Source organism: Streptomyces sp. NPDC055013, from assembly GCF_053608645.1.
Genome location: NZ_JBSGVW010000048.1, coordinates 17,018 through 30,073, shown reverse-complemented (window position 1 = coordinate 30,073; position 13,056 = coordinate 17,018). Strand labels below are relative to the sequence as shown.

The following is a 13,056-nucleotide window of genomic DNA, read 5'->3' as shown; positions in this document are numbered from 1 at the left end:
TCCACTCAGCGTAGATCCACGCGGGTTACGGACGGGGGACGTGTGCATGTCCGCCATGAAGCGCCGTACCGGCGATCCCCGGGCGCACTCTCACCTCTCGTCCACCCTCGCTGCTACGCCGTGAGCCACGCCCTCAGCCGCTGCTCCCCCGCCAGGATCTTCGCCGTCTCCACCCGTTCGTCCCGCTTGTGCGCCAAGTGCGGATTGCCGGGGCCGTAGTTGACCGCCGGGATGCCGAGGGAGGAGAAACGGGAGACGTCCGTCCAGCCGTACTTGGGGCGCGCGGTGCCGCCTACCGCGGCCATGAACGCCGCTGCCGCGGGGTGGGAGAGCCCGGGGAGCGCGCCGCCGCTGTGGTCGTCCACGACGAACTCCTCGACCCCGCAGTCGGCGAAGACCTCGCGGACGTGCGCGATGGCCTCCTCCTCGGTGCGGTCGGGGGCGTAGCGGAAGTTGACGGTCACGACGCATTCGTCCGGGATGACATTGCCCGCCACGCCGCCCGAGATGCCGACCGCGTTCAGGCCCTCGCGGTACTCCAGGCCGTCGATCAGCGGGTAACGGGGTTCGTACGTCGCCAGGCGCGCCAGGATCGGGGCCGCCGCGTGGATCGCGTTCGAGCCCATCCAGCCGCGCGCGGAGTGGGCACGCTCGCCCTTCGTCTTGAGGAGCACCCTGAGCGTGCCCTGGCAGCCGCCCTCGACCTCGCCGTCCGACGGCTCCAGCAGGACCGCGAAGTCGCCCTCCAGCCACTCCGGACGGGCCTCGGACACGTGCTTGAGGCCGTTGAGGTCCGCGGTGACCTCTTCGTTGTCGTAGAAGACGAAGGTCAGGTCGCGGTTGGGGGCCAGGACCGTCTCGGCGATGCGGAGCTGGACCGCGACGCCCGACTTCATGTCGCAGGTGCCGCAGCCCCACAGGACGCCGTCCTCGTCGAGCCGTGACGGGACGTTGTCCGCGATCGGCACCGTGTCGATGTGGCCGGCGAGGATCACGCGCTCCGGCCGACCCAGGTTGGTCCGCGCCACGACGTTGTTGCCGTACCGGTCGACCGTCAGATGCGGCAGCGCGCGCAGGGCGGCCTCGATCGCGTCCGCGAGGGGCTGTTCCGTGCCGCTGACGGAGGGGAAGTCGACGAGCTGCGCGGTGAGCTTCGCGGCGTCCTGCGTGAGGTCAAGGGAGGTGTCGGCCATGGTGCCGACCCTAACGCGCCGGACCGTCGGGCCGTCCGCCCACTTTCCTCACTCGCCCCATACCCCTCGGTAACCTCAGCTACCTTGTAGGGCGTGCCAGAGCCGTACCCCACCTCCACACGTCGTGGCCGCCTCCTGCGTCGCGGGGCGGCCTTCCTGGTCCTGCTCGCCGTCGCGGGCTACCTCGCGGTGCAGTACGTCACCGGCGGCACGGGTGAACCGGGCTGCGCGGTCGCCTCCGGCGACGGTGACGGGGCGAGGTACGAGTTCACGCCGGAGCAGGCGGTGAACGCGGCGACGATCGCCGCCGTCGGCACCGGCCGCGGGCTGCCCGAGCGCGCCGTGACGATCGCTCTCGCGACCGCCCTCCAGGAGTCGGCGCTGCGCAACATCACCCACGGCGACCGTGACTCGCTGGGCCTGTTCCAGCAGCGGCCCTCGATGGGCTGGGGCACCGAGGAGGAGATCATGGACCCGATCTACTCGTCGGGGGAGTTCTACCAGCACCTGGTCAAGGTCCGCGGATACCTGGAGATGCCGCTCACCGTGGCCGCGCAGCACGTCCAGCGCAGCGGCTTTCCGGACGCGTACGCCAAGCACGAGCCGGACGCGACGCTGCTCGCGGCCGCCCTCACCGGGCGTTCGGCGGCCACGCTGACCTGCGAGGGACGCCCGGGCGTCGCGCGAGCCACGGGCCCGGACGGCGTGCGGGCCGCGCTCGTACGGGACTTCGGACGGGACGCCCTCCAGCCGGCCTCGGCCGAGGTCGCCGCCGAGGACGCCACACCCACGCCCACCGCGACCGCGGGCGGGAGCGACGGGCGGACCGTCGTGCTCCCCGTGACGGCCGACGGAGGTTCCGGCGCCGGGCGCGGGGTCCGCGAGCGCGGCTGGCAGTTGGCCCACTGGGCCGTGGCCAACGCCTCCGAACTGCACATCAAGCGGGTCTCGTACGCCGGGCGGGAGTGGACCGCCGGGAACACCGACAGCCGGTGGCGTCCGCTCGCGGGGCAGGACGCCTCGGGGGCGCGGAGCGGGCCGGACTCGGTCCGGATCACGACCATGCCGTAACAGCTGGCGACCAGTACACGCCGACTGCTACGCGCAGGCGTTCGGCCGATCACTCCCGAGGGTCACCCGAGGTGTCGGTCGGCGGTGCTGTGGGCAGGTTTTCGCGCGGACACCCTCGCATCCGTCAAAGGCCTTGAGAATCAAGGGCTGTAAGGATTCGGCAGGGTTTCGGGCGGCATAAGTTTTGCCCCGTTTTATCCGCAGGCGATAATGCGACGCATTGCCAACTCTTTACGTTGCGCCGCCGCAACCTTCGAGGGCTTCGAGCGGTAGTCACTGCGTCCGAGCCCGGAGATCAACAGCCAGTCGGTCAACTGCCGGGCGTGGTCGGACACTTCATCGTTCTCATCCGACATAACCGTCGAAGGAGCATCATGTCCCTCCCCCTGACCCGCCGGATCGCCCGTGCCGCGCTGCTCGTCGCTGCGGGAGCGGCTGCCGGGGTCGGTGCGGCCGGCTCCGCCAGCGCGGCCCCCGAACTGCCCGACGCCTCCAAGGTCGGCGGGCTGACCGCCCTGGACGGCGCGAGCGTCGTCGACGGCGCGGCCACGAACGCCACCGGGCTCGCGGGTGGCGCGGTCGACACCGCGGTCGACAACGCGCTGCCGACCGCGACGAAGGCCAGTGGCAAGGTGACCAAGACCGGCGGCAAGGCCGCGAAGAAGGCGGTGCCGACGGCGACCAAGGCCGGCAGCAAGGTCACGAAGAAGGCGACGCCCGCGGCTCAGGAGACCGCGGGCGGTGTCGCCGGGTCGGTCGGGACCGTCCTCGGTGACGCGGCTGGGAGTGGCGTGCCGGCGACCGGCTCGCTGCCGGTGCAGGGGCTTCCGCTCGGCTGACGGTCGGCGTGCGCCCGGCTTGAGCCGGCGGGGTTCAGGGAATTTCCCTGGGCCCCGTCGGCTTTTGCGTGCCTGCGACGGTACGTCGGCCAGGGCCGGGGCGTGTTCGGTGGGCTGCCGTTCGACCGCGGGCCTACGTCAGGCGCTGGACCGCTGCCCTCACGCGTTCGTCCGTTGCTGTGAAGGCGACTCGGACGTGGTGGGCGCCCGCCTCGCCGTAGAAGTCGCCCGGGGCCACGAGAATGCCCAGGTCGGCAAGAGTGGAGACGGTCGTCCAGCAGGACTCGTCCTTGGTGGCCCAGAGGTAGAGGCTGGCCTCGCTGTGCTCGATGCGGAAGCCGTGGCGGAGCAGGGCCTCGCGCAGGGCCGTGCGGCGGGCGGCGTAGCGGTCGCGCTGGAGGCGGACGTGTTCGTCGTCGCCCAGGGCCGCTGCGGCCGCCGCCTGGGTCGGGGCCGACGTCATCATGCCGCCGTGCTTGCGGATCTGCAGGAGGGGAGACAGGACCGCGGGGTCGCCGGCCAGGAACGCGGCGCGGTAGCCGGCCAGGTTCGAGCGCTTGGAGAGGCTGTGCACCGCGACGATGCCGTCGTACGAGCCGCCGTTCACGTCCGGGTGCAGGACCGAGACCGGGTCGGCCTCCCAGCCCAGCTCCAGGTAGCACTCGTCGGAGAAGATCAGGATGCCGTGCGAGCGGGCCCAGGCCACGATCCGGGTGAGCTCGTCCTTGGACAGGACCTTGCCCGTCGGGTTCGACGGGGAGTTCAGCCAGAGGAGCTTCAGGCCGGCCGGGTCCAGGTCGGTCGGGTCGTCGTAGATCTCGTGGCCGGCGCGGGCGAGGCGGGCGCCGACCTCGTACGTCGGGTAGGCAAGGCGCGGGTGGGCGACCCTGTCGCCGGGGCCCAGGCCCAGCTGGGTGGGGAGCCAGGCGACCAGTTCCTTGGAGCCGACGATCGGCAGGACGTGCCGGTGGGTGACCTCACGGGCGCCCAGGCGGCGCTCCACCCAGCCCGTGATCGCGTCACGCAGTGCCGGGGTGCCCCAGACCGTCGGATAGCCCGGGGAGTCCGCCGCGTCGACCAGAGCCTTCTGGATCAGCTCGGGAACCGGGTCGACCGGCGTGCCGACGGAGAGGTCGACGATGCCGTCGGGGTGCGCGGCGGCCGTCTTCTTGTACGGCTCCAGCTTGTCCCAGGGGAAGGCCGGAAGGCGGTCGGAGACTGCGGACACGGGATCTCGCTCACTTTCTGGTACAGCAGATACGGCAACGCCTCGGTCCCGTACGACGATCGGGGCGATCAGGCCGTACGGGACCGAGGCGGCACGCTGTGCGGGTCGCCGGTGAGGATTACTCGGCCTGCGGCGGGAGCGCGGCGACGAACGGGTGGTCGCGCTCGATCAGACCCAGCTTGCTGGCGCCGCCGGGGGAGCCGAGCTCGTCGAAGAACTCGACGTTCGCCTTGTAGTAGTCCTTCCACTCCTCCGGAGTGTCGTCCTCGTAGAAGATCGCCTCGACCGGGCATACCGGCTCACAGGCACCACAGTCGACGCATTCGTCCGGGTGGATGTACAAGGACCGCTGGCCCTCGTAGATGCAGTCGACCGGGCACTCCTCGATGCACGCCTTGTCCTTGACGTCGACACAAGGCTGCGCGATGACGTAGGTCACGCTGTCGTTCCTCCTCGATAGGGCGCTGGCGGGCCTCCTCAGGCTCCGCCGCCTGGCGCGCGGGAGCGCGGCGTCGTCGATGCCCGCCCCTAGTATCTCCGTTCTTGGGCATGATCCGAACAGGAGGGGTGAACTGACCTGTGGAAATCTCAGCGACGGGACGCCTTGAGGTCCGTATCACCGCTGCTGACGTGGGCAAACGGGTCTCCGTACGCCGCCTGAACGATCCTGCTGCCGGGGGTGAGAAGTTCACCGACACGGTGGGTGTTCTCGCATCATGGGACGACGGTGTGCTGCTGATCACACGGAAGAGTGGCGAGACCGTCCGCATCGCGGAATCGTCGCTGGTCGCGGGGAAGGTGGTGCCCGCCGCTCCCGCGCGGCGCCGGGGGCCCGCCGCCTCGTACGAGGAACTCGCGCACGTCTCCTCGCGCGCGTGGCGGCCCGTCGAGAGCGGGCGGCTCGGCGAGTGGGAGCTGCGCGCCGCGTCCGGGTTCACCCGGCGGGCCAACTCGGTGCTGCCGCTCGGTGACCCCGGCATGCCGCTTCCCGCCGCACTGGAGGTCGTACGGCGCTGGTACGGCGACCGTGGGCTCCCCGCGTACGTCCAGACCGCGACCGGGGCCGAGGGCACGCAGGAGCTGCTGTGCGCGGAACTGGAGCGGCTCGGGTGGGTGCGTGAAGTATCTGCCGAGATGTGGATCGGGGCGCTCGCGCCGATCGCCGACCGGGACGAGGGCGCCGGAGTGGTGGTGGCCCGGGAGGCGGACGAGGCTTGGCTTGCGCGGTATCAGCGCAAGGGGGTGAGCGAGGTGGCCCTGAAGGTGCTCGGGAGCGGGCCGTCGGTGTGGTTCGCGACGGTTCCCGGTGCGAGTGGCGGTGCGCCTGCCGCGATCGGGCGCTGTGTCGTGGACGGGCGGTGGGCCGGGTTCGCCGCCGTGGAGGTCGATCCGGCGCTGCGGCGGCAGGGGCTGGCCACCCGGGTGATGGCCGCGCTGGCCCGGCAGGCCCTCGACGAGGGGGCGTCCGCGGCGTGGCTGCAGGTCGAGGCGGAGAACGAGGGCGCGCGGGAAATGTACGCCGCGATGGGGTTCGCCGCGCATCATGCCTACCACCACTATCGATCTCCGTGAGCAGTGGTACCGATCGCCGCGAAAGGGCACGAGCCAGCTATGCGTCCCCCCTACCCCCCACCGCCGGAACGCTCCGCCGAGCTGCGGCGGCGGTTCGCCGAAGAGGCGCGGTCCGAGCGGCCCGACCTGTCCATGCTGTGTCTGCTGGTGGGAGCCGAGGCGGACGGGGCGCTGGACGAGTCGGGGATGGATTCCGTGCAGGTGGAGCTGGACGCACTGGCCGGACAGCTGCCGTTCCGGCCGGGCGGGCCGAGGGCGTGGGCCGTGGCCCTGCGGGAGCTGCTCGGGGAGCGGTGCGGGTTTCGCGGCTCGGCCGCGGACTATCAGCGGCTGGAGTCATCGTTGCTGCACGAGGTGCTTGAGCGGCGGCGGGGGCTGCCGATCCTGTTGTCGGTGGTGTGGATGGAGGTGGCCCGGCGGGCGGGGGCCCCGGTGTACGGGGTCGCGCTGCCCGGGCACTTCGTCGTGGGGTTCGGGCCGACCGATGAGCAGGTGCTCGCCGATCCGTTCGACGGGGGGCGGGTGTTGACGGGGGGCGATGCGGAGCTGCTGGTGGCGGGGGCCACGGGGGCGCCGCTGGATCCGTCGATGCTGTCGCCGGCCGATCCGCTGGATGTGGTGCTGCGGATACTGAACAACGTGCGGGCCTGGGCGGCGACTCGGCCCGAGCGGTCGGATGTGGCGCTGTGGGCGGTGGAGCTGTCGCTGCTGCTGCCGTCGCATCCGGCTCGGTTGCGGTTCGAGCGTGCGCAGTTGCTGGTGCAGCGGGGGGACTTCGTCGAGGGGGCCGTGGAGTTGGAGGAGTACGCGGAGTTGATCTGTGCGGTGGATGAGGGGGCGGCGGAACAGGTGCGGGGGCAGGCTCGGGCGGCGCGGGCGATGTTGAACTAGTCCGCCTCCCCGCCGTAGGCAATTCTGCTGTCGTGCGACTGCGGGCTGGTCGTGGCTGGTCGCGCCCACGCGGCGGAGCCGCATATCGACACAGCCCCACGCCCCTGAGGGCGTTGCCCCTGGTCGGCGCTTCACAACCACCCCTTCTCCCGCGCGATCCGCACCGCCTCCGCCCTGTTCCGTACCGCCAGTTTCTGGATGGCCGTCGAGAGGTAGTTGCGGACCGTGCCCTGGGACAGGTGCAGGGACGCCGCCAGTTCGGCGTTCGTGGAGCCGTCCTCCGCCGCTCGGAGGACCTCTCGCTCGCGGTCGGTCAAGGGGTTGGCGCCCTCCGCAAGCGCCGCTGCCGCCAGGGTCGGGTCGATGACCCGTTCGCCTGCCAGGACCTTGCGTATCGCCTCGGCCAGTTGGGCCGCGGGAGCGTCCTTGACCAGGAAGGCGTCGGCGCCGGACTCCATCGCGCTGCGGAGGTAGCCGGGGCGGCCGAAGGTCGTGAGGACGACGAGCTTCACGGCCGGCAGCTCGTCGTGCAGCAGTGCCGCCGCGTCGATGCCCGTCGCGCCCGGCATCTCGATGTCCAGGAGCGCCACATCCACGTCGTGGTCGCGGGCCGCCGCCAGGACCTCGTCGCCGCGGGCCACCTGGGCGACGACCTCGATGTCCTCCTCCAGGCCGAGCAGGGCGGCCAGGGCCTCGCGGACCATCGACTGGTCCTCGGCGAGGAGGACCTTGATCGTGCGGCTCATGAACCGGATCCTACGTCCGCCGGGATCACGGCGGCCGGGACGCGGGCGATCAGGCGGAAGCCGTGCCGGGTACCGCCCGCCTGCAGGGTGCCGCCCGCCGTCTCCAGGCGTTCCGTGAGGCCGGTGAGGCCGTGGCCGGGGCCGTTGCCCTGGTCGCCGGAGCCGTCGTCCTCGACGGAGAGTTCGAGGACGGGGCCGTCGAGGGTCTGGCGGAGCAGGACCTCGACCGTGCAGCGCTGGGCGCCGCTGTGCCGTACGACGTTGGTGACCGCCTCGCGAAGCGCCCAGGCGAGGGCCGACTCGCTGTCCTCGGGGACGCCGGCGAGATCGGGCTCGGCCGGGAGTTCGGCCGTCACCCCGGCCGCTGTCAGAGCGACCCTGGCGCCTGCCAGTTCCGCCGCGAGGCGCGGGCGGCGGTAGCCCGAGACCGCCTCGCGCACGTCGACCAGGGCCTGGCGGCTGACCTGCTCGATGTCGGCGACCTGGCGGGCCGCCCTGTCGGGGTGATCGGGGAGCATACGGCCCGCGAGTTCGCTCTTGATGGTGATCAGGGAGAGGGAGTGGCCCAGCAGGTCGTGCAGGTCCCGGGCCAGGCGCAGTCTCTCCTCGTTGGCGGCCAGTTGGGCGACGGTGGCGCGGGCCTCACGCAGCGCGATCGTCGTGCGGACGAGTTCGCGTACGCCGGTCATGGCGAAGCCGCCCAGCAGGGCCGGGATCAACAGCCCGGCCAGAAAGGCCTTGCCGCCCGGTGTCGCGAACGCGATCACGGTCATCAGCGCGGACGCGGCCGGGATCGTCCAGCGCGCCATACGCAGCGGCAGGGCCGCGCCGGACGCGATGGAGACGTACACGAACAGCACCAGCCACTCCCGGCCCAGGGTCAGGGCGAGGACCGCGGACTGGGCTGCGAGGACGCCGAGCGAGGCGAGCACGACGCCGTTGCGTTCGCCTCGACCGGTGCGGAAGAGCAGCAGCATGTACCAGGTGACGAACGCGGCGAGGCCGATCCAGCCGAGCACCCGGACGCCTGTGCTGTGACCGCCGTGCAGCAGGTCGTTGGCCGGCGCGCTCAGGTACACCAGCCAGATGCCGGTCCACAGAAGCTTGACGAACCGTTGCCGGTGATTCTCCGGGCGCTGCCCCATCCCGACGCCTGTGCCGCTCACGCCTTCAACGTGTCCTTCCGGTACAGCCAGGCCGCGCCGCCCGTGAACAGGGCGAAGGAGACGACGAGGACGACGAGGTCCTTCGCGTGCGGGGCCTGGCTCTGCTCGATGGCCTGCCCCAGGGCAGCGTACGCGTGCGTGGGCACCCAGGCGGCGATGTCCTGGAGCCACTGCGGGAAGGTCGTCGTGGGCATCCACAGGCCGCCGAGCAGGGACAGCCCGAAGTAGATGATCATCGTGATCGGGCGTACCGCGTCACCCGTCGCGGAGTATCCGATCGCCACCCCGAGCGCGGCGAAGACCAGGCTCCCGGCCCAGATCGCACCGGTGAGGGCGAGCCACTGCCAGGGGTCCAGCCGTACGTCCTTCACGACGGCGGCGACGACGAAGATGACGACGATCGACGGCAGGCTGACCACCGCAGCGCTCGCGGTCTTGGCCAGCACATACCCGCGGCCCGGCAGGGTGGTCAGCCGCAGCTGCCGTACCCAGCCGCTCTCGCGCTCCTTGGCGATGCGCTCGCTGTTGCCCATCAGGACGGCCGTCAGCGCGCCGAAGGAGGCCATGGAGACCATCATGTACGTCGGCAGGGTCAGGCCGGTGCCGTCGACCTCGGTCGTGCTGTCGGCGCTGCCCGCGATCAGCAGGAACAGCATCGACGGGTAGAGCACCGAGAAGAACAGGAACTTGCGGTTGCGCAGGGCGCGGGTGAGTTCCAGCCGGATCAAGGCCTTCATGACGTACGTGCCTCCTCGGCGGTGGTGATGGCGACGAACGCCTGCTCGAGTCCGAGCCCGGCGACTTCGAGGTTGCGGGGGTAGAGGCCGAGTCCGTAGAGGGCGTGGACGGTCGCGTCGGCGTCGGAGGACTGGATGCGGACGGTCCGGCCGGGCCCCGCGGCGGAGCCGCTGCTGGACACCGTGAGCGTGGTGAGGAAGGGCAGATCGCGCAGGGCGGCCTCGTCGACCGGACCGTCGGCCAGGTCGAAGGAGATCCGCCGCGCCCCGGCCTTCGCCTTGATCTCGGCCGCCGTGCCGTCGGCCAGCAGCCGGCCGCGGTGCAGGACCAGCACCCGGTCGGCGATCGCGTCGGCCTCTTCCAGGTAGTGCGTGGCGAACAGGACCGTACGGCCCTGGTCGGCCTGTTCGCGCATGGTGGCCCAGAAGGCCCGGCGGGTGGTGACGTCCATGCCGGTGGTGGGCTCGTCGAGGACGATCAGGTCGCTGTCGCCCGCGGTCGCGAGGGCGAAGCGGACGCGCTGGGACTGGCCGCCGGAGAGCTTGTCGACCTTGCGGTCGGCGATCTGCGTGATGCCCGCGCGGGCGAGCACGTCGGAGACGGGGTAGGGCCGCGGATGCAGATCGCAGGCCAGCCGCACCATCTCGGCGACCGTGACCTCGCCCATCAGCCCGCCGCTCTGCAGCATGGCCCCCACCCGACCGGCGACGATCGCCTCGCGCGGGTCGGTGCCGAAGACGCCGACCCTGCCGCCGTCGGGGCGCTTGAGGCCGAGCAGCAGATCGAGCGTGGTGGACTTGCCGGCCCCGTTCGGGCCCAGCAGGGCCACGGTCTCCCCCGGGTGCAGCGCGAGCGTGAGGCCGTCGACGGCCCGTACGTCCCCGTAGCTCTTGCTCACCTGGTCGAATCCGACCACCGGAGTCGTCGTGTTCAACGCTGTCGTTGTCATGTGCTCAAGGGTGGCCGCGCAGGCCCGGAGCCCGGCAGTGTCGGCGGTCCTGACTGCCGGATGACAGATGTCATACGACGATCAAGGGGGCACCCGGCGAGTGCCGGGTGCCCCCTTGGTCCGAGCAGCTGCGCTAACTCGGGTTGGTGTCGATGGTGACGGTGCGCTCCGCCGCCGTCTTGCCGCGCAGCGCCTTGCGCAGTGCGGAGGCGACATCCTGCGGAAGGACGTCGCGCTTGCCGCTCGCGCCGTTGATCTGCACGCCGTCGAAGGTGGCGCCGTACGCCTCCTTGAGCGCCTTGAGGTCGTACGTGTCCACGAGCTTGCCGTCGACGGCCTTGACTCCGAGGATCTTCGGCAGTGACAGGGAGCCGAACGGGATGCTGTGCGCGGCGTCCGTCTGGACCGTGACCTTGGTGGCCATCGCCGGTTCGGCGAACTCCTTCATGAACCGGTCGACCTCGGCGTTCGCGATCTTCGGCTGCTGAGTGGTCGTGGCGACCTGCACAGCGGGGGACGCACCGGTCTCCACCTGGGTGCGGTAGGCCTCCTGGACCGCCGCGGTGGACTTGGCGACGTCGATGCCCTTGCCCGCCTTGCCGTAGACGGCGACGGCCTTGCCGGAATCGAACTTGACCGTGCCCTCGGTCACCGAGCCGGAACCGCCGGAGACGTCCTGCAGGGCCGCCTGCAGCTTCTCCTCGTCGGTGGGCATGACCGGGTCGACGACCCGGTGGTTGCCGAAGAGGGAGCCGATGACCGAGACCGGGTTGTAGTCACTGGTCGCGGCCGTGCTGACCGTCTGCTGCATGTCGAACTGCAGCCCGGCCTTGTCCGGCTCCAGCGTGACGGTCTTGCCGCCCACCGACAGCTTCAGCGGCTTGTTGACCTGCTTGTCGAAGGCGTCGTTGAGCTTCTTCAGCGCCTCGTCGCGGGTGCCGCCGCCGATGTCGACGCCAAGCACGGTGGTGCCCTTGGGCACGTCGGAGTGGGCCATCAGCAGGCCGGCGCCGTAGACGCCACCGGCGAGGACGATCACGCCGCCGCCGATCAGGGCCCGCTTGCTGCGGCCCTTCTTTTTGGGCGCGCGGGACGCCGGAGTCTGCGAAGTGGCGGGTTCCGGCAGCTTCGGGGGCGTGTGCGGCCCGGGCGCGTCGGGGCCGCCCGGCCCGAACGGCCCGCTCTGGGCTCCGGAGGGGACGACGGGGATGCCGCTGGTGACGGTGTGGCCGGAGACGTTGTCGGCGACGCCGTAGTGCGGGTTGCCGGGCTCGGGGGCCGGCTTCTGCGGGGTGAGGATCGCGGTGTCGTCGCTCATCGCACCGCCGGGGCCGCGGCCCGGGACGTGCGGGGAGGCGCCGGGGCCACCGGGTCCGGCGGAGATGCCGGGGCCGCTCGAACCACCCGGGCCCGCAGGTCCGGGAGGACCACCGGGACCGGAGGGACCGCCACGGCCACTGCCGGGACCGCCGGGGCCACTTGGCCCGCCGGGCCGACCCGGGCCCGCGGAGATACCGGCACCGGCCGGGCCGCTCGGGCCGCCCGGACCGGCGGAAATACCGGAACCGCCCGGACCGCCGGGAAGACCGGCAGCACCGGGGCCGCCGAGTCCGCCGCCCGTGACCGGCGGCACCGCGGGGCCGTCGCCGGTGACCGGACCGGTCGTCGGGCCCGCGGGTCCGTGCGGGCCACCCTGGCCGCCGCGGCCGTTCGAGCCGTTGAAGTCGCTCGGGCCGCCGAAGTCGCCGGAGGCGTCGAAGCTGTTCGGGGCGTTGAAGTCGGCGGCCGGGTCGAAGCCGCCCGGCCCGCCCTGGGCGCCGTATCCGCCCGGGCCGGTCGGGCCGCCCTGGCCGCCGTAGCCGTTCGGGGCGCCCTGACCGTCCTGGCCTCCGCCGCCGTTCTCCGCGAAGTAGGGCAGGTCGTCGCGGCGCGCCTCGCCGCCGGGGCGCGCGCCGTTGCCGCCTCCCAGCGGGCCCGCCGCCAGCGCCTCGGTCACGTCGAAGGAACCGGTGCCGCCGCCGTGCCCCGGAGCCACGGGACCGCCGGTCGCACCGGGGAGCCCGGAGCCGCTCGCACCGCCGGGGCGCGAACCGCCCGGCACGCTCATCGAGCCGACGACCCCACCGGGCCGCCCGGCACCGGCGCCCGGGCCGGCGGGACCGCCCGCGCCGGGGCCCGAACCGCCGGGCAGGCCCGCACCGTTGGTGGACGTGCCGCCCTGACCGCCCTTGCCCCCCGAGGACTTGCGGGGCGCGAACCAGTCGCTCGTCTTCTCCTCCGCCTGCCCAGCGGGCGGGGCCGGGGGCTCGACGGTGCCCGTGGACATGGCGGTGGCGGCGGACGGCTTCGACGTCTCGGCGTCCGCGTTGTCGACGGGGCCGGAGCTCTCGGCGTCCGCCACGGGCTTGCGCACGACGACCGGCGGAATGGGCCGGGATCCGGGGATATTGATCCGGATCCGCGTCGTCAGCGTGGTCTCGGTCTTGCGTTCCTCCGGCTGCGCGGCCGAACGGCCCGCGTCCGCACCGCTGTCGGAAGCCATGGGGGTCCCGTACGGCGGCGTGCCCGAGGGGTATGCGGCTCCGCCGCGCCCGTTGGGTCCGGAGGACGGAGTGTCAGTTTCACGACTCAAGGCAGGTTCTCCCGGTTGGCTCCGCCGCCCA

12 protein-coding genes are annotated in these 13,056 nt (G+C 72.2%); 4 read left to right on the top strand and 8 right to left on the bottom strand.

The features are described 5' to 3' along the window. Window positions 1–113: 113 nt before the first annotated feature. A complete protein-coding gene (gene dapE / locus ACWGDB_RS37765) occupies window positions 114–1,193 on the bottom strand; it encodes a succinyl-diaminopimelate desuccinylase (protein ID WP_453826592.1) in 1,080 nt (359 codons plus the stop codon). A 93-nt stretch (window positions 1,194–1,286) separates the two neighbouring features. Between dapE and ACWGDB_RS37760 the strand changes: the two genes are divergently transcribed. Both ACWGDB_RS37760 and ACWGDB_RS37755 read left to right on the top strand, forming a co-directional pair. Continuing rightward, window positions 1,287–2,264 carry a heavy metal transporter gene (locus ACWGDB_RS37760; RefSeq protein ID WP_453826591.1) on the top strand — a complete coding sequence of 326 codons (978 nt, stop codon included), beginning with the start codon at window positions 1,287–1,289 and terminating at the stop codon, window positions 2,262–2,264. A 374-nt stretch (window positions 2,265–2,638) separates the two neighbouring features. After that, window positions 2,639–3,103 (top strand): ATP-binding protein, encoded by a 465-nt coding sequence (locus ACWGDB_RS37755; RefSeq protein ID WP_453826590.1) that lies wholly within the window; start codon window positions 2,639–2,641, stop codon window positions 3,101–3,103. A 133-nt stretch (window positions 3,104–3,236) separates the two neighbouring features. Here the strand turns inward: ACWGDB_RS37755 and ACWGDB_RS37750 are convergent, their stop codons facing one another. Together ACWGDB_RS37750 and fdxA are read right to left on the bottom strand one after the other, a co-directional pair. After that, on the bottom strand, window positions 3,237–4,331 hold the full coding sequence (locus ACWGDB_RS37750) for a bifunctional succinyldiaminopimelate transaminase/glutamate-prephenate aminotransferase (protein ID WP_453826589.1): 1,095 nt from the start codon (window positions 4,329–4,331) through the stop codon (window positions 3,237–3,239). Window positions 4,332–4,449: 118 nt separating this feature from the next. Further along, entirely contained in the window at window positions 4,450–4,770 is a 321-nt protein-coding gene (gene fdxA / locus ACWGDB_RS37745; RefSeq protein WP_007495984.1) for a ferredoxin, read from the bottom strand. A 140-nt stretch (window positions 4,771–4,910) separates the two neighbouring features. On the opposite strand from fdxA, the gene ACWGDB_RS37740 reads away from it, so the two are divergent. Both ACWGDB_RS37740 and ACWGDB_RS37735 read left to right on the top strand, forming a co-directional pair. Continuing rightward, entirely contained in the window at window positions 4,911–5,903 is a 993-nt protein-coding gene (locus ACWGDB_RS37740) for a GNAT family N-acetyltransferase (RefSeq protein ID WP_453826588.1), read from the top strand. A gap of 39 nt (window positions 5,904–5,942) precedes the next feature. After that, the gene (locus ACWGDB_RS37735; RefSeq protein ID WP_453826587.1) at window positions 5,943–6,794 is read left to right on the top strand and encodes a transglutaminase family protein; all 852 of its coding nucleotides are present in this window, start codon (window positions 5,943–5,945) and stop codon (window positions 6,792–6,794) included. Between the two features lie 131 nt (window positions 6,795–6,925). Here the strand turns inward: ACWGDB_RS37735 and ACWGDB_RS37730 are convergent, their stop codons facing one another. From ACWGDB_RS37730 to ACWGDB_RS37710, 5 genes are all read right to left on the bottom strand, one after another. Then, the gene (locus ACWGDB_RS37730; protein ID WP_453826586.1) at window positions 6,926–7,540 is read right to left on the bottom strand and encodes a response regulator; all 615 of its coding nucleotides are present in this window, start codon (window positions 7,538–7,540) and stop codon (window positions 6,926–6,928) included. Beyond that, window positions 7,537–8,706: a sensor histidine kinase gene (locus ACWGDB_RS37725; RefSeq protein ID WP_453826585.1), complete on the bottom strand. Its 1,170-nt coding sequence runs from the start codon at window positions 8,704–8,706 to the stop codon at window positions 7,537–7,539. The genes ACWGDB_RS37730 and ACWGDB_RS37725 overlap by 4 nt, the downstream gene beginning before the upstream one ends. Continuing rightward, window positions 8,703–9,443 (bottom strand): ABC transporter permease, encoded by a 741-nt coding sequence (locus ACWGDB_RS37720; RefSeq protein WP_453826584.1) that lies wholly within the window; start codon window positions 9,441–9,443, stop codon window positions 8,703–8,705. Before ACWGDB_RS37720 ends, ACWGDB_RS37725 begins: the two co-directional genes overlap by 4 nt. After that, window positions 9,440–10,393, bottom strand: coding sequence for an ABC transporter ATP-binding protein (locus ACWGDB_RS37715; protein ID WP_453826583.1), 954 nt, complete (start codon window positions 10,391–10,393; stop codon window positions 9,440–9,442). The genes ACWGDB_RS37720 and ACWGDB_RS37715 overlap by 4 nt, the downstream gene beginning before the upstream one ends. 133 nt (window positions 10,394–10,526) lie before the next feature. Continuing rightward, window positions 10,527–12,719, bottom strand: a complete 2,193-nt coding sequence (locus tag ACWGDB_RS37710; protein WP_453826610.1) for a hypothetical protein — start codon at window positions 12,717–12,719, stop codon at window positions 10,527–10,529. Window positions 12,720–13,056: the final 337 nt, after the last annotated feature.